This is a genomic window from Streptococcus sp. NCTC 11567 (assembly GCF_902141215.1).
In the GTDB taxonomy this organism is placed as follows: Bacteria; Bacillota; Bacilli; order Lactobacillales; family Streptococcaceae; genus Streptococcus; species Streptococcus dysgalactiae.
Genome location: NZ_LR595857.1, coordinates 1,390,574 through 1,413,595, shown reverse-complemented (window position 1 = coordinate 1,413,595; position 23,022 = coordinate 1,390,574). Strand labels below are relative to the sequence as shown.

Genomic DNA, 23,022 nt, shown 5'->3' with positions numbered 1-23,022 from the left:
TAGATAAGTAGAAAAGGAGCATATTGGTGGAAAATATTATCAATGTTAAGCAACTAACCAAGATCACAAAAAAGAGAACCATATTAAGTGATATTACTTTTCAAATTCAAAAGGGCGACTGTGTCGCCGTGATTGGGCCAAATGGCGCTGGAAAAACAACTTTATTTAACTGTTTATTGGGGGATTATAATACAGCAGAGCAGGCTATCAGCATTTTTGAACAAGCACCTAAATCTCCAACATTAAATCATCGACGAGCTGTTTTATTTCAAGAAAATAGGGTTGAAGGAAAAATGACAGTTTTGGACTTAATTCGTTTTCAACAAGAGATTGTGGATAATCCTTTAGATATGGGAGCTATTCAAAAACTATTGGGGTTTTCCGAACAGCAATACCATCAATTAGCAGAAAAATTATCAGGTGGTCAGAAACGACTCTTGTCCTTTGTCTTGATTTTGATTAGGCAACCAGAGCTCTTGTTCTTAGATGAACCAACTAGTGGTATGGATACCTCTACTCGGAAACGTTTTTGGGCAATTATTAACGACCTTAAAAAACAAGAAGTCACTATTGAAGTGACCCCCAAAAGTTGGACATTATATTTTAAGTTAAGGATTGAGTTCTGTATTGCACAGGACTTAGTCCTTTTAATGTCAGTTTGATTCGTTTAGTGTTGTAGTAGTTGATATATTCTGAAATAGCTGTTTTTAATGTTTCGAGGGAAGTAAATTCCTTCTCAAACCCATAAAACATTTCTGTCTTCAATGTTCCAAAAAAAGATTCCATCATGCCGTTATCTAAGCTATTTCCTTTACGCGACATGGACGGTCTCATTCCATGCTCCTCAAGAAAATGATGGTAGTAAGTGTGTTGATATTGCCATCCTTGGTCACTATGTAAAATAGTGCCCTGATAAGTTTGTTCAGGAAAAGCCTCGGAAAGCATCGTTTTAAGTTGTTGTAAGTTTGGCGAGGTAGATAAATGATATGCAATAATCTCACTGTTAAAGCCATCAAGAACTGGTGATAGATACAATTTTTGATCACTAGCAGGAATTGAAAACTCTGTGACATCGGTACAACACTTCTTAAGTGGTTGGGCAGCTTTAAATTGACGCTTAATGAGATTATCAGCTTTCTTGCCCACCTCACCTTTATAAGAGTTATAGCGACGTTTCGCACGGATTCTAGCTTTCAACCCAAGTTCTGTCATCAGACGTTGAACTTTCTTATGGTTAACTTTATAGCCTCGATTTTTAAGTTCGAGGTGAATTCTACGGTAACCATATCTCCCTTTGTTCTCAGAATAAATATCTTGAATAGCTTCTTTTAATTCTTTGTTTTTATCTCCCTGAGTTAGACGTTTAACCTGATAATAGTAGGTTGATCGAGACAGCTTCAAAATATTAAGTAGGATTCTTAAATCAAATACATTGATTAGTCCTTGAATGATTTCTGTTGCTCTTTGAGCCTTGCTTCGTCCCTCAAGCGGAGTTCTCTCAACTTTTTTAGTACGGCATTCTCCGCTCTAAGGTACTCATTTTCATATTGAAGACGCTCTAATTCAGTCATTTCTTCAAGTTTTTTCTTTGGTTTGCGTCCCATCTTTACAGGTCTCCCTCTTGATTTCTCAAGAATAGTATACCCGTTTTTCTTGTATTGCGCTATCCAATTAGGAAGCATTCCCTTATTTGGTAATCCATAATCTAGAGAAACCTCTAGCTGAGACCTACCTTTCATCAGAACTTCGTTTATGATTTCCTGCTTTAGTTCAGGAGAATAATACCTATTTTTCCTTTTACAAACACTTTCCAATCCGTGTATATCAATAAGGCGGACCATGTATTGAAGGTTATACTTACTCATATTAAATGTTTGACTGATTTTAGGCCATGTCCAACCAGATTGCCGTAAGCGATAGATTTCAATTTTATCTTCATAACTTAATTTCATAGAAAAACACCCCAAAAGTTAGATTTGTTGTCTAACTTTTGGGGTGCAGTTCAATGCCCTCTTCTTTTTATTGTAAATTTTAAAGATAAGTCAAATGAGATTATTCTTTTAGAACTTGAAAAGGCAACACTTTTCTGTACAACATTTATAAAGTGTTTTTCTAGGCAATTAATCTTTTAGTCATTGGTGTTTGGTAGTTGAGACTACCATGAATGCGGTGGTAATTCCACCAATGAACATAGTCTTTAGTCTTAAGAGCTAGTTCTTCCAGCGATTGAAAGGTTTCTTGATAAACAAATTCAATTTTGAAAGCACGATACGTACTTTCAGCTACGGCATTGTCATAAGGACAACCAGCCTGACTAAGCGAACGTGTGATTCCAAAGGCTTCCAATATTTCATCAATTAACTGATTATCAAACTCTTTGCCACGATCTGAATGGAACATCTTGACTTTGGTCAGGGCGTAAGGGATGCTTTGTATGGCTTGCTTAACGAGTTCAGCGGTCTTGTGCCAACCAAGAGACAGGCCGATGATTTCACGGTTGTATAGTCAATGATGAGGCAAACATAAGCCCAACGATTGCCTACACGAACATAGGTTAAGTCAGTGACTAAGGCATGTAGTGGTCTTTCTTGCTTAAATTGCCTGTCTAAGTGGTTGGGAATAGGGGCTTCATTCTTGCCTCTGGAATGTGGTTTGAAGGTGGCTTTCTGATAAACAGAAACCAAATTGAGTCGCTTCATAATGCGTCGAATCCGACGACGTGAACGTGTGATACCTTCGTTATTCAAGCATATTTTGATTTTTCTGAATCCGTATCTGGACTCGCTCTCGAGAAAAATAGCTTTGATATTTTCTTCAAGTTCCGCTTCAGATACTGGTTCTACAGCTTTGTAATAATAGCTAGAACGAGGAATGCTCAACCAACGACACATGGCTGAAATGCTATAGTTATCCTTATTAGCAGTGATTATTTCCCTTTTTGTGCCATAATCACCGCTGCTTGCTTTAGGATATCTAATTGCATTTCGAGTTCTTTATTGTGTTTCCTGAGTTCAATCAGCTCCCGCTGTTCATCTGTCAAATTATCAACAGACTTGAATGAACCTGTTGTTTTGGCTTGTCTAACCCACTTATCGAAGGTGGAAGGGGTTAGCTCATATTCCTTGATGAGACTGCTACGCTTTCTACCAGCATTGTAAAGGTCAACAATTTGTTGCTTAAAATCATCGGTGAAGTGGCGACGTACTTTTCTAGACATGGTTTTTCTCCCGTTTTTCTTAAGTGTAGAACACTTTATAAGACTGTCTAGTTTAGTGTAACCTATTCAATTCATCTTCAGAACCTTCAGTAATGTATCCAAAGCCTCCCTTAGGGATAATTTGTTGGGCACGTTGCTGTAAACTCGGAAGGTTTAGAATTTCTAAACGTTCTTCACGATCTGATTGTTGATAACCGTTAATCATTGTCATAATCCTAGTCCTCATTTCTATTATTAACAGGTAACTGTTAGTGATGATATAACTAAAATAATACTACATAGTAATAAATGAAACGAAAAAGTTTTAGGATCCGTTTGAAACCCTAAAACTTGGATAATATTGGGACTATTAATAGCGTTTCAATAACTTTTTAAGGAATTGAATCGATTGAAACAGCATAGGGCGTGGATAGTATCGGAAAGTTCCTGGTTTTTGCAAAATATAACCATTAAAGTTTTGTTTGAACCTTAACACACCATCTGAGCCATCAAATTCACCAGTAATACCGAGAAAATTATAAGTTTTAATCCCTCTTGCTATAGCGGTTAACATAGCATGTTCTTGAAGTAGAGCAGGGGCATAAAATCGATTAAATTCTGGGTAGGAGCCTGAAAAGAGATAAACTGCCTCTTGGGGAGTGTACAAAAAGAGACTACCTGCGAGAATTATTTCTTTGGCACCATACTCTTTAAGAAAATCAAGAGCTTCAGAAATTCTGACGTCAAAGGTCTCAAATTGACTTGATAGTTCACGAAGTTGATTTTGTTTTTTTTCAGAATGGGGATGAGTCATAAGCTCATTGTCAAGTTTTTCAATTCTTACCCCAAGTTGATTTTGTTTTTGCTTGAGGTTAGTCAAATAGTCATTGAAATTAAGAGTTGCTACCACGAATTCACAATAGTCTCCAAAACTATCATAAAAATCTTGGTAATAGGATAAGGACTTATCAGAATAATCTCGACGATCTGACGTGGCAGCGGTAATCTCTTTGAAATGGTGGAGCTCATCTCGGTTGAGAGAACGTAACGTAATGCCAAAAGTGTTTGCTTTTTTGAGTAATGCTTTCCCTTTTTTGCTGAAAGATTGAGATAGTTGAGAAGGAGTGATTCCTTCTAAGTTTTTAACATAATGCCAAACGGGCTCTCCTTCTGGATAACCAATTTTAAAACCATCATGTTGAAAACCTAAGGACGTTAGAAGCGCAATCAATTCTTCATTGGTTTCGGATAAAGGATTGCCATTGCTATCAAATTGCTGATAATCATCATAAGGTTTTACAATGCATTCAATGACATGATGTTTTTTAGCATAAGCTTTGAGTTGGCTGTAAAATTCTTTCAAGTATTCTGGGGAATTGGTATTGGGACCAGCATTCAGTTCAAGACGCCAACCTCCTAAGACTTTTTGACGAAAGACTATGGCTGCAACTTTCAGTTCGCCATCTTTTTCAAGGCCTAGAAAATGGGGCTCTGCCCCTCTTTTTGTTAATAGCTGAGCCATTTCTGGTGTCTGAATAAAGGAATGGTGGTCTAGGCTTTGGCAGTAATGGGCAAATCTTTCTTGGGATATTTCGATTAGTGCCATCAGTGGTGGGTGCTCCTTATTTTTTTTCGTAGGTTATAAGCGGCGGTAGCTAATTTGGAGATGATGTTCACAGGAATATTAAATTCACCGGCGAATTCTTCGATGGTTGGGTTTAATCTAGCTTTGAAATGGTAGAGACCGCCATCTAACTGGTTTTCCACGCCCCCCAGATTATGCCATCGGCAACCTCGCTGAAAGGCTTCCTTAGCAGTATGATACCAAGTAAGGAGAGGGGCTTGATAGTTGCGATAATCATCATCCATTCCAGCATAAAGGTTTTCTGAGGTATCCCCATAAATTAAAGTTAAGGTCGCAGCTAAAGGAATTCGCTTTTGTCCTTGTAAAAGTTGTGTATTTAAGACTGTTAGCTCTTTCTCAAGTCGCTCAATAGTCTTTTGATTCTCAGTGACTTTGCTAGGCTTACTTTTTTCATTAAATTTGGCTTGTTCTGCGCTTGCTTTGTCTAATTGTTGAGAAAGAAGATTCTTCTGTTTGGGTAAATCTAGGAAGGCCATAGTAATGTAAGAATGATCGGCATAAGTGGTCAGTAACTTATGATAATAGGACTGCCCCCGTAAGATAATCCCTTTTCGCTCTTCTGTCTTAGCCATGAGGCTAGAAAAATCATCTAGCAATTCAGCTCCTCCGACAATAATCTCAACCCCTTTGTTGGTCGCAGTGCGAATGGATTGTTTTGCTTTTTTAGACAGGTTCTCAAACTCAAAGTCCTTGGCGTAGATATTAGCCTGCACTCTTGGCTGAATCGTTTCATCAAGCTCTTTTGTTCTGCCAGACCATTCCAGCCCAAGTTGTTTTAAAAAAGCGATGATTGAGAGGGTGAAGTCATTTTCTTCGCTGTCTATCCCTAAAAATGATTGTTTGATTTGTAAACTTGGATCCATTTTAACAAAGAGAGCGCGCTTGCTTTTTCCAAAAATTTTGAGGGTTTTAATCACAAAATCAAGGAGTTCAAAATTCGAGTAATTCATGATTGGTCCACGAGGGATATAAATCATGCTAAACCCAAGAGGAAGAGGCCTGATCAAGCAAGCAGCAGCAGCTACTTGAATACCATCTTCGTAAAAGCCAATCCGTTCATGTTTCCAATTATCTTTGATGTGTCCCCAGTCCGAACTTTGTAGTAGGTTTGCTTGAGGTTGAGACAAGACAAACTGATCGTGTTCTTCAGGAGATATTCCAATTTTATACGTATACATTAGTTTAACACCCACTCGCGAATAGCATGTGCCACACCACTGTCATTGTTTGATTTAGTGATATACTTGGCGATTTTTTTCAATTCAGGAACCCCATTTTCCATCACAACAGGGTTGGCAACAACTTCTAACATGGTACGGTCATTCTCAGCATCACCAATGGCCATGGTTTGTGACATGTCTAGTCCAAGCTTCTCAGCTAAATGTCTAATGGCATTACCTTTGCTGACGGTTTTGGGCATAAACTCTAAGTAGAACGGTGTTGATTTAACAATCGTGTAGTGATCAAAGAAGTTTTGTGGGATAAGCTTGATTGCTTCATCCAGCAATTCGGGGTCATCGACCATCATAATCTTGATGATTTCTTTACCTGTCATTTCCTCTGGAGTTCGGTAGAAAATCGGCATGTTTACTAATGTTGACTCATGCACGGTGTATTTGCCAATGTTACGATTAGCGGTAAAGATACCTTCTTTGGTAATCGCATGCATGTGTATGCCTAGTTTTCGGCTTAAGTATTCAATCTCTAAATAGTCTTCATAAGTCATCAATTCTTTAACAACTTCTTCGCCAGTCTCAGCATCTTGCACCAATCCACCATTAAAGGTAATGACGTGGTTTCCTTGATGATTAAGTTCCAACTGTTCGAGTAATGAAACTACTCCGGCAATAGGTCTGCCAGTAGCAATTACCACATGGACACCTTGAGCCTTAGCCTCTTGGATAGCTTGAAAAACGTCATCGGTGATACGGCGGTCATCGGTGATTAATGTGCCGTCAATATCGACAGCAACCAATTTGATAGACATCGCATTCTCCTTATTTATACTTAACTGTCATTATAAAAATGCTCTAAACTCTATCATACTAAAAATAGGTGTTTTTGTCATGAAATAGAAGAAGGAATGGAATGAAAAGTAAGAGAAAACGTTTTAATCTAGGCTGATGTTTGTCATTACCATCAAAAAAAGATTGAAGAAGGTCTTCTACTTTAATCTCTGGATAAAGTAGCTCTAAGAGAATTTGTGCACAATGTTATCAAAAAATAGTATCAGTGTTTGCATTGTATGAATCATAGGCGAGTGAAGCAATCCAAAACTCGATACGTTACACCATAGCAAAAACGCCAGAAACATGACGCTTCTGGCGTTCGGAGCTTTTGAGATCTAGGCTCAACATCTAGGTATGAAATCCCGTAGGGAGTTGTTATTGTTCGTGCTAGCTAAGTCAAGTATCATAAAAATATGAACTTTGAAGAAAGCAGACTTTTTCTTCAATCTAGAAGGACTTTAATTGCTGAAGTGAAAGTGTCCATTGGAAATGTAACTAATAAAGGCTTCCTTACTAGAAGCAAACAGATCATCTAGCTCCAACATTTCCTTTGGAAAATAAAAGCGGCGATCTCCGTAAGTAGTACCTGTTAGAGCTTTGACAATAGGTGATAATTGGGACAATTCAGCACGGCTGCCATCTTGTTGCACCATTTCGATTTGAGTTCTTGGATTTGCTAGTTCTGGTCGATAAATATCATAAGGTAGGTCAAAGTTAACATGGATACCAGTGTAATAATCAGGGTCAAATCCTACAGCCTCCACCAGCTGTCGTAAGCGCTCTAAGTCTTCTTGTGACTCTTGATCAAAGGTGACCGATTTGAGAATTTTTCGGTTGATGAAGCGACCAGCTAAATCTGATAAAATATGGTCTTCGCTTGCCATCCAAACATGGAAGTAAGTGTTCATTACCCCATCATCTAAAGAAAGGTAATCGGTTAGTTTGGCATTTTTCTCAAAGAAAGGAATAAGACCAGGCGCTGTTTTTTGGAAATAGGCTTTCTGCTCAGGATATAAGGTTTTAGCCCGTTTAAGAAGGTTTTGTAAGATCAGTTCCACGGCACGGCTAGCAGGATGAAAATAAACCTGCATGTACATTTGAAATCGGCTCACGATATAGTCTTCCACAGCATGCATGCCATTGCGGTCAAAGACGATTCCTTCGTCAACAGGACGAATGACTCGTAGAATTCGCATCAAATCAAACTGCCCATAATTGGCAGCAGAGAAGTAAGAGTCTCTCAGTAGATAATCCATACGATCACAGTCAATTTGGCTAGAAATGAGCTGAACGACTTGTTTATTAGGATAGGTATGGTTGATGACACTAGCAACCTTATCCGGAAAATCAGGAGAATGACGCACTAAAATAGCATTAATTTCCGTTTCAGGATTAGTGATAATCTCTTGAGTAAAGGCCTCATGGTCTGTATGAAAGAGGGTCTCAAAGGTGTGGGAATAAGCACCATGACCAATGTCATGTAGGAGGGCAGCCGTCATGGTAACAAGACTTTCATCTTTGTCCCAATTATCAGGGTATTTTTCCTCGAAGATTTCGGTGACACGCCGGGCAATTTCATACACCCCTAGACAATGGGAAAAGCGGCTGTGTTCTGCTCCATGAAAGGTAAACGCAGTTGTAGGGACCTGTTTGATGCGTCGTAACCGTTGAAATTCTTTGGTATTAACAAGATCATAAATAAGCTGATGATTAATATGGATATAGTTGTGAACGGGGTCACGAAATACTTTTTCATTCATGGTTTATATTATACCAAAAATTGAAAAAATAAGAAGAAACTGATAGAATAGACAGACGAGACTAGAACAGAAAGAGAAGTCATGAAATTACAGATAAGGAATCATATTCGATTTGGGGATGACACAGAAATCATCCATGAAGTTCACGATGCTGAATGGCGACAAAAAGGTGATTACCAATACCTGATTTATCAAAACGATGAGAAAGAGAAAGTTGTTATCAAGTACAATGAGAACGAATTAACCATGAGCCGTTTTTCGACCCCTCAGTCCATCATGAAATTTTTTGCAGGTAAAAAGGTCTTGATTGCCTTACCTACTCCGATGGGGATTCAACAGTTTTTGACAGATACCAGACATTACCAATTGGATCATGCGAGTCAACAGTTGGCTCTTCATTATGACTTATTACAAGCTCATACAGAAGCATCTTTTGCCAGTTATCAACTGGAGTTAAGTTGGACCTTTCCTGAGGCTGATGACGAGTAATCAAAAAAATCATCAGATAAAAAAGTTATAAGAATCCCTAAATAACACCAAAAAAGTTAAAATATAATAAAAAAACAACAAATAAAACCAAAAATCATCTGATGATTTTTGGTTTTTTCTCTATTTTTTAGTGTTTTTTTCTTGTTTTTCGTTGATATTTTTACTATAATAATTATTATATCAAGGGAGTAGCAGACGGTTAGCCGTGATTGTATCGTCAATACGGAATTTCGATTTCCGGTACAATCTGAAACAGCGAGACTTGTTTAAGAAAATAAACAGGTCTTTTTATTTGAACATGGGATAAAAAGACCAAGGGGGTACTAATTTGTCTAAAGAACAAAGACATGAAGCGTTTTATACGCAAAGTGAAGAGACCGTACTGGCTCAATTAGAGACCAGTCGCGAAGGCCTTACGTCTGCCCAAGCAAAAGAACGCTTAGCAGAGTATGGACGTAATGAGCTTGATGAAGGCGAAAAACGAAGTTTATTCATGAAATTCCTTGATCAATTCAAAGATTTGATGATTATTATCTTGATTGTAGCTGCCCTTCTTTCAGTTCTTACAGAGGGGATGGAAGGCTTGACAGATGCCATCATTATCTTGGCCGTTGTTATCCTAAATGCCGCTTTTGGTGTTTACCAAGAGGGACAAGCCGAAGCTGCTATTGAAGCCTTGAAATCAATGTCAAGTCCACTGGCTCGTATTCGCCGTGATGGCCACGTGATCGAAGTGGATTCTAAAGAATTGGTTCCTGGAGATATTGTCTTGCTAGAAGCAGGAGATGTTGTCCCTGCTGATATGCGCTTGTTGGAAGTTAATTCTTTAAAAATCGAGGAAGCAGCTCTTACTGGAGAATCTGTACCGGTTGAGAAAGATTTATCAACTGCTGTTTCAGAAGATGCTGGTATTGGTGACCGTGTTAATATGGGGTATCAAAACTCAAACGTGACATACGGTCGCGGAATGGGAGTTGTTACCAACACTGGAATGTACACAGAGGTTGGGCATATTGCTGGCATGCTTGCTAATGCTGATGAAACAGATACACCATTGAAGCAAAACCTTGACAACCTTTCTAAGATTTTGACTTATGCGATCCTTGTGATTGCAGCGGTGACTTTTGCTGTTGGAGTATTCTTGCGTGGGCAACACCCGCTTGAAGGCTTGATGACTTCCGTTGCACTTGCTGTTGCAGCTATTCCAGAGGGACTTCCTGCGATTGTTACTGTTGTGCTTTCTCTTGGAACTCAAGTACTTGCTAAACGTAACGCCATTATCCGTAAATTACCAGCTGTTGAAACGCTAGGATCAACTGAAATCATTGCTTCTGATAAAACGGGTACCTTGACAATGAATCAAATGACCGTTGAAAAAGTTTATACCAACGGGGCACTTCAAAGTTCATCAGCTGATATTGCCTTTGACAATAATACCCTCCGTGTGATGAACTTTGCTAATGATACTAAAGTTGATCCTTCAGGGAAGTTAATTGGTGACCCAACAGAAACAGCTTTGGTGCAGTTTGGGTTAGACCACAATTTTGACGTACGTGAGGCTATGGTGGCAGAACCGCGCGTGGCAGAATTACCATTTGATTCTGACCGTAAGTTGATGTCAACCATTCATAAACAAGCTGATGGCAAATATTTCATCGCTGTTAAAGGTGCGCCAGACCAATTGTTGAAGCGTGTCACACAGATTGAAGAAAATGGGCAAATTCGTCCTATTACTGACGCTGATAAACAATCTATTCTTGACACCAATAAGAGTCTTGCTAAACAAGCCCTTCGTGTCTTGATGATGGCTTACAAATATTCTGATGCTCTTCCAACACTAGAAACAGAAGTTGTTGAGGCTAATCTTGTCTTCTCTGGTTTAGTAGGAATGATTGACCCTGAGCGTCCTGAAGCAGCACAGGCTGTTAAAGTAGCTAAGGAAGCTGGTATTCGCCCAATCATGATTACTGGTGACCATCAAGATACGGCAGAAGCCATTGCCAAACGTCTTGGTATTATCGAAGAAGACGGCGTTGATCATGTCTTTACAGGTGCTGAACTCAACGAGTTATCAGATGAAGAGTTCCAAAAAGTCTTTAAACAATACTCCGTGTATGCCCGTGTATCTCCTGAGCATAAAGTTCGTATCGTTAAGGCTTGGCAAAATGAAGGTAAAGTTGTTGCCATGACTGGTGATGGGGTTAACGATGCACCATCTCTTAAAACGGCAGATATTGGTATTGGAATGGGAATTACGGGTACAGAGGTTTCTAAAGGGGCTTCTGACATGGTTCTTGCCGATGATAACTTTGCAACCATTATTGTAGCTGTTGAAGAAGGACGTAAGGTCTTCTCAAACATTCAAAAAACAATTCAATACTTGCTTTCTGCAAACATGGCTGAAGTCTCTACCATCTTCCTTGCAACCTTGTTTGGTTGGGATGTCCTTCAACCAGTTCATTTGCTTTGGATTAACTTGGTAACAGATACGCTACCAGCTATTGCTCTTGGTGTTGAACCTGCTGAGCCTGGTGTGATGAAGCATAAACCTCGTGGACGTAAGTCAAGCTTCTTTGATGGTGGGGTGAAGGAAGCCATTCTTTACCAAGGTGCCTTCCAAACCATGCTGGTTCTTGGGGTTTATGGTTTTGCCTTGATGTTCCCAGAACACACAAGCTACCATGATGTCCATGCAGATGCTTTGACCATGGCCTATGTGACCCTCGGTTTGATTCAGTTGGTACATGCCTACAACGTGAAATCTGTTTACCAATCCATCTTTACTGTTGGGTTGTTCAAAAACAAATTGTTCAACTATTCTATTCCAGTGGCCTTTGTAGCATTGATGGCAACAGTTGTTGTTCCTGGATTTAATCAATTCTTCCATGTGACACACTTGACGATCACACAATGGTTAGTGGTTATTATCGGAAGTCTCTTGATGGTGGTTCTTGTTGAGCTTGTCAAAGCTGTTCAACGATCACTTGGTCAAGATGAAAAAGCTATCTAATAGGTGCTAAAAAGGTTTGAGACGATAGGTCTCAAACCTTTTTTAATATCTAAGTGTGTAGGTTGGGGGCATCTTTGATCAGACGGTAACGGGGAATGACATTTGTGATTAATATCAAGAGGAAATTAAGTAATAGAGGATATTGCTGATAAAAGGAGGGGATTTGGATAGATGAAAAGCTCAAATAAATGACACTTAGAAAGCAGAGTAAAACCACGATAATGGCAATCCTAAAGTAAGGATTATTGACAATAAGAATGGTGTCTCCGTCTTCCACTTTAATAGCGGGGAGACCTAGCCGATTGCAGGATAAAGAATAAGTTTCTGAGCCATTAGTTTTCTTGGGAAGTGAGAGGGTTATGGAACTATGATTAGGAACAGTAGTCAGATAATCTTTATTGATAAAAATCACTTTATCTTCTAGTGAGTTGAGAAAGAATAAGTTAGAAATAATGGTGATTGTCATGATAAACCTCTTCTGAATGTCATTTCTACTGGATACTTTAATGGCAGTTACTTTTTTTATCATGTTTAAGAAGAGCGACAACAGATAATCTCAATTTATTTGTTGCTTTTCAGTAAGTTTGCTTAATGAGTGGCAAAGGGGTATTAGAAGGTTGATTCTTGCCAGTTAACTTGACAGTCGAAAATCTGCTGTTTCGCTTCTTTACTATGACCCTCAATATCATCAATTAAGATCTTGGTTGCTTGCTCTCCTTCTTCATAAGCTGGTTGAATGATAGTGGTTAAGCTTGGAGAGGAGAATTTGGTCCACTCGGTGTTATCAAACCCTACTAAACCAGTTTCTGGTAGATTGATATTTAGGGCTTTCATAGCTGTAAAAACCTTGGGCAGAGCCCAGCAGTTAGGGACAAAAATCAAACTTTGATTCTTTAAAGAAGTCTGTAAAAATTGAGCGATTGCTTCAGAAGAGGTTTGATTTTCATCGATAATCATTTGTTGATACGTTAGATGGTTAGCTTCTAAGACATCAATAAAGCCTGAAGCTCGCTCAATACGTGTGCTCAAGAGATTAGGATTACCAGTAATCATGATGAAATGTTGGTAACCCTTGTTGATACATTGTTGAATAGTATCGTAAACCGCATCATAATTATTTGTTTTGACCCAGTTTGTGCGATGTTCGTAAAGCTGGCTATCAAAAAAGACCACTTTTTTCTTCTTAATATCGATAATGCGAGAATATTTCCTGAAATTAGAAGTAGGTTGAATGATAAAGCCATCCACTCCGAGGTTCAGCATCTTTTCAATGAGTTCATCTTCGCGAGAAGGGTCGTAGTTGCTGTTTCCGATGATAATTTGGTAACCAAATTCCTGGGCTTTGCTTTCAATTCCCTTAACAATTTGATTGGAAAAACTATTGGTAATATCACCAATAACCACGCCAATGAGTTTGGTAGATTTGGCGTTTAGACTTCTGGCAGCAATGCTTGGTTTATAGTTGGTAGCTTCAATCGTGCTTTTAATGCGATTTTTAGTTTCTTCTGACATCTTGTCAAATTTACCGTTCAAGTAAAAGGAAACTGTCGTTTTGGAAGTTTTAGCCAATTCAGCAATATCTTTGATGGTTACTTTGCGCTGCATTGCATACACTCCTTTAATTTAGTAATGGTTAGTCATATTATAACATAAGGACTCGTAAAAGATTTAGTGTTTCAATCGAATAATCTCATTCGTGATATGGTTGATAACAACCACCTTTCCTCTGATTTTGTGACCATTTAGGAGAACTAGTTTTTCTCCTTTAATTAAATCCTCTTGGAGAACACAGATACTGTAGTCAAACTGCTTTCCTTTTAAATGCCAAGCAAGAGCGGTCTCAATTGGGTTGCGTTTGCCTGTTTGAAGTGGTGTTAAGGGAGTAACTTTGGTATCGTCAGGGACTAACAGGGTACTGGTGTAACCCTTATCTTTAAAGAGTTTTCGTTTGATGAGTTTGTGACTAGTCAGGTATTGGTTGTATTTTTTTGACAAAATCGTTTCTTCGATAGTGAAAGGGCAGTCACTGATTAGTCTGAGGTCACTAAGGTGATCTGTCTTTACTTCTAAGTGATTATCAAGAATAAATTGACTGACAAGACAGTGGTTGCCTTGAGCCTGTATCGTATCAATGATAAGAAAAATTCCTGGTGGTAAGATGAGAATTTGTCGGTCATGTTGGTAGTTGTTCCTATCAGAGAATTGCGTCTGGTAGCTACCATCAATAAAGTAAATGTGTCCATTTTGTCGAAGGTGACAATAATTGGATTTGGGGTAAGAAAGGTAAGCCCAGGAGCTATCAATCTGCTCAGGTAATTGTTCTTCTAAGAAGGCGGTAGAATGATGGCTAGCGCTTTTTAAGGCATAGCGTAATGGTTCTTCTTTGTAAGTGTATCGCCCAGCATCACAGAAAAGTGGTTGTCCTTTATAATAGAGACAGAGACTATTTTGGTCGCTATGGGTATGGGAACTACCGATGGGCCCATTTTTGAAAAAAAGATAATAATTTTCTTGATTGATGGTAATGTGCCCGGAGTGTTCAAAGTGATGCGCAAAAGTTGGTAAGGTTTGGATGGGTAACTGTTCAAAAGTGTGGACACCTTTTTCTCCTAGAAGGAGAAGACTATCGATATCAAGTGTGGGGAAAGCAGCAGCTTTTAAGTGTGGTTCTTCAAGGATAGTGGCTGCTAGTGTTAGAATGTCTCTGGTATCGGTAAAATCACTATCTCCCAAGGGGATCTGTTTGTGGTCAGGACCAGTCATTTTGAGGAGATAATCACTCATGGCAAGCAAAGTAGGTCTAAGCTGTGGAAGATAATCAGGGACTAGAGCAGTTAATTCCAAAAGGGATTTTAACACCTCCACATGGTACATGGTTGATTGTTCAAATTGACTGCCGTCTTCGAGAATTTGTAGTGCGATTTGTTGCCTCAATTCTTTTCTAGCGAAAGCTGTTGCTGCAGCAATATCAAGGTTGGAACCAAAGTAGGCATCAGCTAATAAAATCGCAGTGGTTTGCAAGATTCCCCAATTGCTGAGGCTGTATTTATCAAGGTAGTTGGCATGGAGGAAGTGAAGTTGTTTTTCCAGGGAAGCTAGGATGAGGCTTTCCTCTTGCTTGGTTAAGGCGTTAAAAAGATTAAGGTAAATCAAACATTTGACCCAAGCAAAACAACGGATGCCAGTATCTAAGGTTCTAGTAGCTAACCCCTTAGGGTCTAAAGGAATAGCTGATTCAATCCAATTGAGAATGAAACCTTTAGCTGTTAAGAGATACCGTTCATCTCTTTCAACAAGGTAGACGAGGATTAATTTTTGGAGATAGGTCTGTCGATTTAACATAAAATTCCACTCAGGATCATCTGTGACAGCCTCTTGCCAAGTAATGGGATCTAAGTGGTAAGGAATGTGGCAGGGCTCCATATCCCAATTATCTTCAAATAAAAAGGTATTGGTTAAGAGTAGGTCAGCTATCCTTTTTTGATCAGCATAGCTGTTAGCCTGATAGTCTAGCAGGTAATTCCTGCAAAAGTCTGGATTGACTGTTTCTTTAAAGCGTGCGAAAGCAAGAGACATAGGACGTTTCCTTTCCAAAAGAAAAGAGACCTCATCATGTGCTTAGGAACTATTTCCCTATGCTCATAACAGGTCTCTGTGAACCATTAAGCTAAAATACCTAACCAGCTACCGATAATACCGATAAGAACAGTGAGGAGAACCAATTTGTAGGTTGTCCATTTTTTGTTTTTAATGAGGTAGTACATTAGAAGGGTAAAGAGAGCTGGGAGAAGGGCAGGAGCAATTTTATCAAGCATCCCTTGGATTGTCACAAATTTTTGTGCTGCATTGGCTGCATCCACCTTGCCAGCGGCAAAAGTAATGGGAACAGTAATTTTAACAGAAGTAGCTGCTAGTCCAGCGATAACGGTAACGCCGACAATATTTGCCATGCGCGACACAACCGCCATTTGTTCACTTAATTTATCAATAAAGCTTGTGCCGACCTTGTAGCCATAGAGTCCAGAACCGATTTTAATAGCGGTTAGGATAATATTCATGGCTAGGAAGAAGAGGATTGGTCCCAAAACCAGACCATCACTAGCTAAGGAAGCTGCAATCGTTGAAAAGAGTGGCGCCAAGCAAAATTGTGATAAGGAGTCACCGATACCAGCTAAAGGTCCCATAAGTGCCATTTTGATGTTTCGGGTTTCTTCTTCAGGGCGATTATTTTCTAACATGACCAAGTGCAGACTGGTGATGAAAGGAAGGAAGTGAGGGTTAGTATTGTAAAACTCACAGTTATCTTCTAAAGCTTGATATAAGCCCTTTTTATCACTGCCAAAATGTTTTTTCAAGGCAGGATAGATGACATTGGCATATCCGATACCTTGGTAATTACTGTAATTAAACCCATTTTGTAGGAAGAAAGCTCTCAGAGCTGTTTTGAGGTAATCTTTCTTGGTTAATTTATTAGATCCAGTCATCTTGTTGGCCTCCTTGGACAGTTGTTGCATCGACTTGTTTAGGTTTGTTGTAAAATTCATTCAAGGCGAAAATGATACCAATAATAGCGATACCAATGGTTGGAATTTGGAGGTAGGCTGCACAAACATAACCAATTAGTACAAAAGGAATCAATTCTTTCTTGGCCATAACAGATAAGATCATGGCAAATCCGATAGCAGGTAACATTTTACCAGCGACAGTCAATCCATTGAGCAAGACAGGTGGGATATAATCAACCAAGTGAAGGAGAGTATCCATTGACAAGGCACCTAATAAACCAAGGCCTAATCCCATAAAAGCGAAAGCCCAGATAGTGCCGTTGGCAGCGAATTTGAAGCCTCTAATATTGCCTTTTTGCAATTGTTTTTTAGCGGTTTCGGGAGCGCCAGCAAAAGCTGTATAGGCGAATGTTTGAAGGAATTGGATGGCAACTGCGATTGGTGTTGATAAGGCTAGTGCCGCTTCTGGGGTGACTTTACCAGCACTGGTAATAGCCATCAAGGTACCAAAGATACCAGGGCCGATAGGATTAGGAGGAACGGTACCACCAGCACCCACTCCAAATCCCATATAAGCTAATTCAGAGATAGCTCCCATGCTAAGTGCAGTTGGCAAGTCACCTAAGATAATCCCTACACCAAAAGACAGAATAATACAACGGTTGGTGTAGATGCCAAGTAACATTCCGCTGAAACAAAAGGCTGTCCAAAGACCAATTAAAAGTGCCTGTAACAAATTGATATCCATATCAATCTCCTTTATTCATTAAATATAATCTAAGATGTCAACGTCAGAGGCGCTATTGCCAGCTGGAGTTGTTTTGGTGTTAAAAACCACTTGGTGGTCATGGGCTAGGCAACGAATAGCAGACTTGTCTGTTTCTCCCAGCGAAATAAACTGGGTAATCGCAACCTTATCATCAGTTTTATGAATATTACCGATATTGATTTCTGTGATGGGAACACCCCCTTCAACTAGGCGTTTGGCATCTTGCAAATCTTTGACCACGATGAAGATACTTTGAGCAGGACTTGCTTTATGAATGATGTCAATCACTTTTTGAATGGAGAAAAAACGAATGGCAATACTGGATGGGATAACTGTTTTCATGAGGGATTGTTGAATCTTATCTTCAGAAACGGCATCGTTAGCGACGATAACAGTGTTGCAGTTGAGGAATTTGACCCATAATTGCCCCTGTCCGTGAATCAAGCGCTCATCAACTCGCGTCATGATAATGTTTGGTTGTGTCATAAAATCTCCTTTTTAAATGTAGGTATCGGTGTTTGTTACCAGTAAGGGTTCCAGTCTTTGTAGAAACGAAGCAGAGCTTCAAGATAGTAATAGTCTCCCCAGATATTTCCCTCGTCAACCCCTTTTCCAGAGTGCCAAGAATAGACTCCGTGAAGCAGTAGAGGAGCACCAGGCTTGAGATCTTTGTTAGCATAATCCTTAATCAAGGCTCTTAGCATGCTGTGCATGGCAGCTTCATATGTTTTTTTATCAGGATCACTGTCTGGTAAGGTTTTTAACATTTCGTGGATACCACATACGGCAATGGCGGTTGCTGAACTATCACGAGACTGTCCACTTCCATCTCCAAAAATTAAATCCCAGTAGGACACCTGGTCTTTAGGAAGACGGTTCAAGAAATAATGGGTCATGCCCTTGAAGAGTTGAATGAGTTCAGGTTCTTTTAGGAAACGATAGGTCAAAGGAATGCCATAAATGCCCCAAGCTTGCCCTCTGGCCCAAGCCGAATCATCGCTATAACCTTGTCGGGTGACCCCTTTAATAGGATCGCCTGTTTCTGGATCAAAGTAGAAGGTGTGGTAAGCAGAGGCGTCATCTCGGATGACATGATTGGCTGAGGCGTAGAAATGATTGATCGCCATGTCACGGTAACGGTTGTCTCCAGTTTCTTGGCTAGCAAAAAAGAGTAATTGGATGTTTAGGAGACAATCAATGATTAAACGATAATCTTGTTTTTTACCCAGCTCCCCCCAGGCCTGAATAAAGCCGCCTTTGTCTTGATAGCGTTGGACTAATTTGTCGGCCGCTTTCAAAGCAGCTTCTCTAGCCTCAGAAGTTTTTAAAAGTTTCCACTCAGCCATGCAAGAAGGGGTGTAAAGAAAGCCCAAATCATGGTGATCTAGCTCAATGTCTCTTGTTACTCGATCTAGGAAAGAAAGGTCATTTGCTTGAGCCAGAGCTTTAATGGCATCATCTCCACTGTATTCGTAAGCTAACCAGAGGCAGCCAGTCCAAAAGGCATTGGTCCATTCCGTGTTGTCCATAATGGTGTATTGGTTATCTTTGGTAGCTGGCGTTGGAAAATCTTCTTTGAAGTAGTCCATGTTAAGCCGAACTTGTTTGAGGGCTAAGTCAAGGGCCTGAGTAATGTCTTCTTGGCTTAGGAAATCTTCTTTGGTAAATCGTTCAGGCTGCTTGATAGGTTCAAGAGCAATGGTTTTTAAAGATCGTGTCATTAAATGCCTCCTAACTCATCGTCTGTCGTACCGTCTTCTTGCTGAGAAAGAGTCTTCCAGTCAACAATGCCTTCTTTAGAACATGTTATAAGTCCTGACACTAAGTCGTCAAAAGAAGCTGCTGTTTGTCTTGCAAAACTAGCTTCAATCAGCATGGCTAAGTTAAGGCCAGAAAGAACATTACACGTCGTGTTTGAAAGAGATTCCATTAAGGTTGCAGCGACTTTAAAAGGGGTACCTCCTAGAAGGTCACAAAGAACTAAGGTTTCCTCTTCTGGGATTAAAGCACGAGATAATTGGTCCTGCACATCAGCGGCGGTCATCTCAGCAGTAAAATCAATTGCAGTTACCTTCTCTTGTTGTCCTGCAATTAACTCTAGGGATGAGACAATCCCACTTGCAAAGTGTCCATGTCCCATAACAATAATAGCAATCATAAATAGATCTCCTTTAGTTTACCGGTTTACTTAAAAACATTGTAGCGCTTTCAAAATTCTTTGTCAATACTTTTTTTAAAAGATTTTTGAAAAAGAAAAAGTGAGCAGTTGTGCTAAAAAAGAATCAAAAATGGTCTTTTTTGTCACTATTTAATGTAGAAAAGTCTTAATAGCTATTAAGTATAGGACAAGACTAAACAAGAATGACAGTTTGGATAAGAGTACTCTTTTAAATTTTTGAACCGTTTTCATTAAAATGATTGACAAAACTAGTTTACTTTGTTATAGTCTTGGTAAACAGGTTTACTTAATCTAATAACAAAAAGGAGAATCCTATGGAAAATATGTTTTCGTTACAAGGTAAGATTGCCTTGATTACCGGAGCATCCTACGGTATTGGTTTTGAAATTGCCAAAGCCTATGCTCAAGCGGGTGCAACTATTGTGTTTAATGACATCAAACAAGAGTTAGTTGATAAGGGGTTGGCTGCCTATCGAGAGTTAGGGATAGAAGCGCATGGGTATGTTTGTGACGTGACTGATGAAGCTGGTATCCAACAGATGGTTAGTCAAATTGAAGATGAAGTAGGTGTTATTGATATTCTGGTCAACAATGCAGGTATTATTAGACGTACGCCGATGCTTGAAATGGCCGCAGAAGATTTTCGTCAAGTCATTGATATTGATTTAAATGCACCTTTTATTGTGTCAAAAGCAGTTTTGCCATCGATGATTGCAAAAGGACATGGTAAAATTATAAATATCTGTTCTATGATGAGTGAATTGGGTCGTGAAACAGTTAGTGCCTACGCGGCGGCTAAAGGTGGCTTGAAAATGTTAACCAAAAATATAGCCTCTGAGTTTGGAGAAGCCAACATTCAATGTAATGGGATTGGTCCTGGCTACATTGCGACACCACAAACAGCTCCGTTGAGAGAGCGACAAGCAGATGGTAGCCGTCATCCTTTTGATCAATTTATCATTTCTAAAACACCAGCAGCACGTTGGGGGGCAACAGAAGACTTAGCTGGTCCAGCTGTTTTTCTAGCTAGCGATGCCAGTAATTTTGTGAACGGCCATATCCTTTATGTCGACGGTGGCATCTTAGCTTATATTGGAAAACAACCTTAATCACACACTAGAAAGAGATTTTATATGAAAATTGCATTAATTAATGAAAATAGCCAAGCGGCTAAAAATGGTATTATTTACGATGCCCTTACCTCAGTGACAGATAAACACGGCTACCAAGTCTTTAACTATGGCATGTATGGCACAGAAGGTGAAAGCCAGTTGACCTATGTTCAAAATGGACTCTTAGCTTCTATTTTATTGACCACTAAGGCGGCCGATTTTGTGGTGACTGGTTGTGGAACAGGTGTTGGAGCTATGTTGGCCTTGAACAGCTTCCCAGGGGTTACCTGTGGTTTTGCGAGTGAGCCAACAGAAGCTTATCTCTTTTCTCAAATCAATGGTGGTAATGCCTTGTCCATTCCTTTTGCCAAAGGTTTTGGTTGGGGAGCAGAGTTGAATTTGACCTTAATATTTGAACGCCTCTTTGCAGAACCAATGGGTGGCGGTTACCCTAAAGAGCGAGCTATTCCTGAACAGCGGAATGCACGTATTTTAAGTGATTTGAAAAAAATTACTTACAGAGATTTGTTGGCAATTGTCAAAGACATCGACCAAGATTTCCTCAAAGAAACGATTTCTGGCGCTCATTTCCAAGAGTACTTCTTTGCCAATGCGGAGCCGTCAGAATTAGTTACTTATTTGAAATCAGTACTTGAACAGTAATTCCATTTTGACGAGGAAAGGAGGTCACATGTCTAAGTTATTATTGGTTGGTGAACCGCTGATTCGCGTTAGCCCCAATCAGTTTCAGCCTTTGACCAATGCCTGCGACGCTCAGCTTTTTTTCGGCGGTTCAGAAGTTAATATTGCAAGAACTCTAGGCGGTTTTGGCTTAGAAGCAAGGCTATTTACGGCCCTACCAGATAATCCTGTTGGTCACGCTTTTCATCAGTTTTTGAAGCAAAGCGGCGTGGATATGTCCTTGACGGCTTGGCAAGGTCATCGCGTTGGGCTATATTACCTTGAAAATGGCTTTGGCTGTCGGGCTAGTCAGGTTTATTATGACCGCTGTGGCTCTAGCTTTTCGGCCTTAGATAAGGATAGTCTTGATTTAGCTGCCATTTTTGAAGGCATTCGTCACTTTCATTTTAGTGGGATCAGTTTGGCGCTGGGCAAAAAAACTCAGGACCTGATTGAAATACTTGCGAGAGAAGCTAAGAAAAGGGATATTTGTATTTCTTTTGATCTTAACTTTAGATCTAGTATGATTGCGGTAGCTGATGCTAAACGACTCTTTTCTCACTTTGCTCAATACGCGGATATTATTTTTGGCATGGAACCTTTGCTGTTAGACAGTGACGATTTTGCCATGTTTGATAGGAATAAGGCAGATACTACGATGATTAGAGAACGTCTGGCAGGACTTTATCAGCGCTATCAGTTACAAGCTATTTACCATACGGAGCGTTCAAATGATGCCCAAGGCAGTAATCATTTCAAGGCTTATGCCTATGATGGGCAGTTTTATGAATCCTGTGAAGTGACGACCCCAGTCTTGCAACGGGTTGGAAGTGGAGATGCTTTTGTGGCGGGTTTGCTTTATCAGTTGTTAGAAGGTAACGAAAAGCAGCGCAACCTTGATTTTGCTGTGGCAACAGCGAGCCTAAAATGTACAGTAGCTGAAGATCAGCTCTATCACAGGGTCCAACAAGTAGAAGCAGTCTTAGCTAATCAACGAGATATCCAGAGGTGATGATATGGGAAAAATAGAAATCTTAACCAAACTTAAGGCTAATCGGCTTGTCCTAGTTGTACGAGGAGAGTCTAGTGAGGAAGCTTTAGCTTGCAGCCTGGCCAGTATTGAAGGTGGCATTAAGACAATTGAAGTCACCTATACTAACCCCTTTGCTAGTGAGGTTATCGGTCAATTAGCTGAACGCTTCAAAGAAGATCCTGAGGTATTGATAGGTGCTGGGACAGTTTTGGATGATGTCACTGCCCGCCAAGCTATTTTAGCAGGAGCACAGTTTATTGTTGGTCCTAATTTCAATCGAGCAGTGGCTTTGATTTGTCATCGTTATAGCATACCTTATTTACCAGGTTGTATGACGGTTAATGAAGTGGTAACTGCTCTGGAATCAGGTGTTGATATGGTGAAACTTTTCCCTGGTTCTACAGTTGGCATGTCCTTTATCCAGGCAATCAAATCTCCTTTGCCTCAGGTAGAGGTCATGGTGACAGGTGGTGTCAACGAAGGTAACCTCACAGATTGGTTGGCTGCTGGGGCACAAGTGCTAGGAATTGGTGGTGATTTTAACCGCTTGGCCAGTCAAGGGCGATTTGAGACCATCACCCAAAGAGCAGCAGCATACGTTAAGTTAACAAAGGATTATTAACTTCAAAAATGA

At 39.8% G+C, this 23,022-nt stretch carries 20 protein-coding genes and 2 pseudogenes; 7 read left to right on the top strand and 15 right to left on the bottom strand.

Features of this window, described 5'->3' with window-relative positions:
* Window positions 1-26: 26 nt before the first annotated feature.
* On the top strand, window positions 27-662 hold the full coding sequence (locus FQT67_RS07095) for an ABC transporter ATP-binding protein (RefSeq protein WP_232619997.1): 636 nt from the start codon (window positions 27-29) through the stop codon (window positions 660-662).
* On the opposite strand, the gene FQT67_RS07090 is transcribed toward FQT67_RS07095, so the two are convergent.
* The 7 genes and pseudogenes from FQT67_RS07090 to FQT67_RS07060 all read right to left on the bottom strand — a co-directional run bounded on the left by FQT67_RS07090 (window position 604) and on the right by FQT67_RS07060 (window position 8,610).
* Window positions 604-1,952, bottom strand: a protein-coding gene (locus tag FQT67_RS07090; protein WP_143936392.1) for an IS3 family transposase whose coding sequence is annotated in 2 segments (ribosomal slippage) — window positions 604-1,511 and window positions 1,511-1,952 — 1,350 coding nt in all. Because the reading frame shifts where the segments join, the coding sequence is not laid out codon by codon here. The genes FQT67_RS07095 and FQT67_RS07090 overlap by 59 nt on opposite strands.
* A 160-nt stretch (window positions 1,953-2,112) precedes the next feature.
* A pseudogene (locus FQT67_RS07085) lies at window positions 2,113-3,217 on the bottom strand (IS3 family transposase).
* Window positions 3,218-3,287: 70 nt separating this feature from the next.
* Window positions 3,288-3,428: pseudogene (locus FQT67_RS07080) on the bottom strand (lactate dehydrogenase); the annotation flags it as partial.
* Between the two features lie 138 nt (window positions 3,429-3,566).
* On the bottom strand, window positions 3,567-4,802 hold the full coding sequence (locus FQT67_RS07075; protein WP_046177473.1) for an aminoacyltransferase: 1,236 nt from the start codon (window positions 4,800-4,802) through the stop codon (window positions 3,567-3,569).
* Window positions 4,802-6,019 carry a lipid II:glycine glycyltransferase FemX gene (locus FQT67_RS07070; protein WP_065358642.1) on the bottom strand — a complete coding sequence of 406 codons (1,218 nt, stop codon included), beginning with the start codon at window positions 6,017-6,019 and terminating at the stop codon, window positions 4,802-4,804. Before FQT67_RS07070 ends, FQT67_RS07075 begins: the two co-directional genes overlap by 1 nt.
* Complete coding sequence (yidA, locus tag FQT67_RS07065; protein ID WP_046177474.1) at window positions 6,019-6,828, bottom strand: sugar-phosphatase; 810 nt, start codon at window positions 6,826-6,828, stop codon at window positions 6,019-6,021. Before yidA ends, FQT67_RS07070 begins: the two co-directional genes overlap by 1 nt.
* 480 nt (window positions 6,829-7,308) lie before the next feature.
* The gene (locus tag FQT67_RS07060; RefSeq protein ID WP_046177475.1) at window positions 7,309-8,610 is read right to left on the bottom strand and encodes an HD domain-containing protein; all 1,302 of its coding nucleotides are present in this window, start codon (window positions 8,608-8,610) and stop codon (window positions 7,309-7,311) included.
* Window positions 8,611-8,691: 81 nt separating this feature from the next.
* Here FQT67_RS07060 and FQT67_RS07055 point away from each other — a divergent pair, with 81 nt between their 5' ends.
* Entirely contained in the window at window positions 8,692-9,099 is a 408-nt protein-coding gene (locus FQT67_RS07055) for a DUF1934 domain-containing protein (protein ID WP_003057950.1), read from the top strand.
* A 328-nt stretch (window positions 9,100-9,427) separates the two neighbouring features.
* On the top strand, window positions 9,428-12,109 hold the full coding sequence (locus FQT67_RS07050) for a cation-translocating P-type ATPase (RefSeq protein WP_046177476.1): 2,682 nt from the start codon (window positions 9,428-9,430) through the stop codon (window positions 12,107-12,109).
* 49 nt (window positions 12,110-12,158) lie between these two features.
* Here FQT67_RS07050 and FQT67_RS07045 read toward each other — a convergent pair whose 3' ends face one another.
* From FQT67_RS07045 to FQT67_RS07010, 8 genes are all read right to left on the bottom strand, one after another.
* A complete protein-coding gene (locus FQT67_RS07045) occupies window positions 12,159-12,575 on the bottom strand; it encodes a hypothetical protein (protein ID WP_046177477.1) in 417 nt (138 codons plus the stop codon).
* Between the two features lie 143 nt (window positions 12,576-12,718).
* Window positions 12,719-13,714: a LacI family DNA-binding transcriptional regulator gene (locus FQT67_RS07040; protein ID WP_003061548.1), complete on the bottom strand. Its 996-nt coding sequence runs from the start codon at window positions 13,712-13,714 to the stop codon at window positions 12,719-12,721.
* A 63-nt stretch (window positions 13,715-13,777) separates the two neighbouring features.
* Complete coding sequence (locus FQT67_RS07035; protein ID WP_046177478.1) at window positions 13,778-15,685, bottom strand: heparinase II/III family protein; 1,908 nt, start codon at window positions 15,683-15,685, stop codon at window positions 13,778-13,780.
* Between the two features lie 86 nt (window positions 15,686-15,771).
* A complete protein-coding gene (locus tag FQT67_RS07030) occupies window positions 15,772-16,593 on the bottom strand; it encodes a PTS system mannose/fructose/sorbose family transporter subunit IID (RefSeq protein ID WP_011889050.1) in 822 nt (273 codons plus the stop codon).
* Window positions 16,580-17,362 (bottom strand): PTS mannose/fructose/sorbose/N-acetylgalactosamine transporter subunit IIC, encoded by a 783-nt coding sequence (locus FQT67_RS07025; protein ID WP_003054785.1) that lies wholly within the window; start codon window positions 17,360-17,362, stop codon window positions 16,580-16,582. The genes FQT67_RS07030 and FQT67_RS07025 overlap by 14 nt, the downstream gene beginning before the upstream one ends.
* Before the next feature lie 18 nt (window positions 17,363-17,380).
* Complete coding sequence (locus FQT67_RS07020; RefSeq protein ID WP_003050046.1) at window positions 17,381-17,869, bottom strand: PTS system mannose/fructose/N-acetylgalactosamine-transporter subunit IIB; 489 nt, start codon at window positions 17,867-17,869, stop codon at window positions 17,381-17,383.
* Between the two features lie 35 nt (window positions 17,870-17,904).
* Window positions 17,905-19,104: a glycoside hydrolase family 88 protein gene (locus FQT67_RS07015; protein WP_046177479.1), complete on the bottom strand. Its 1,200-nt coding sequence runs from the start codon at window positions 19,102-19,104 to the stop codon at window positions 17,905-17,907.
* Window positions 19,104-19,541: a PTS sugar transporter subunit IIA gene (locus FQT67_RS07010; RefSeq protein ID WP_003054777.1), complete on the bottom strand. Its 438-nt coding sequence runs from the start codon at window positions 19,539-19,541 to the stop codon at window positions 19,104-19,106. Before FQT67_RS07010 ends, FQT67_RS07015 begins: the two co-directional genes overlap by 1 nt.
* Before the next feature lie 335 nt (window positions 19,542-19,876).
* On the opposite strand from FQT67_RS07010, the gene FQT67_RS07005 reads away from it, so the two are divergent.
* From FQT67_RS07005 to FQT67_RS06990, 4 genes are read left to right on the top strand one after another with little or no spacing between them, the layout of a single operon-like run.
* A complete protein-coding gene (locus FQT67_RS07005; RefSeq protein ID WP_014407439.1) occupies window positions 19,877-20,671 on the top strand; it encodes a gluconate 5-dehydrogenase in 795 nt (264 codons plus the stop codon).
* Between the two features lie 24 nt (window positions 20,672-20,695).
* Window positions 20,696-21,337 carry an RpiB/LacA/LacB family sugar-phosphate isomerase gene (locus FQT67_RS07000; RefSeq protein ID WP_003060429.1) on the top strand — a complete coding sequence of 214 codons (642 nt, stop codon included), beginning with the start codon at window positions 20,696-20,698 and terminating at the stop codon, window positions 21,335-21,337.
* Between the two features lie 28 nt (window positions 21,338-21,365).
* On the top strand, window positions 21,366-22,367 hold the full coding sequence (locus FQT67_RS06995) for a sugar kinase (protein WP_046177480.1): 1,002 nt from the start codon (window positions 21,366-21,368) through the stop codon (window positions 22,365-22,367).
* Window positions 22,368-22,371: 4 nt separating this feature from the next.
* Window positions 22,372-23,010: a bifunctional 4-hydroxy-2-oxoglutarate aldolase/2-dehydro-3-deoxy-phosphogluconate aldolase gene (locus FQT67_RS06990; protein ID WP_003059335.1), complete on the top strand. Its 639-nt coding sequence runs from the start codon at window positions 22,372-22,374 to the stop codon at window positions 23,008-23,010.
* The last annotated feature ends 12 nt before the right edge of the window (window positions 23,011-23,022 follow it).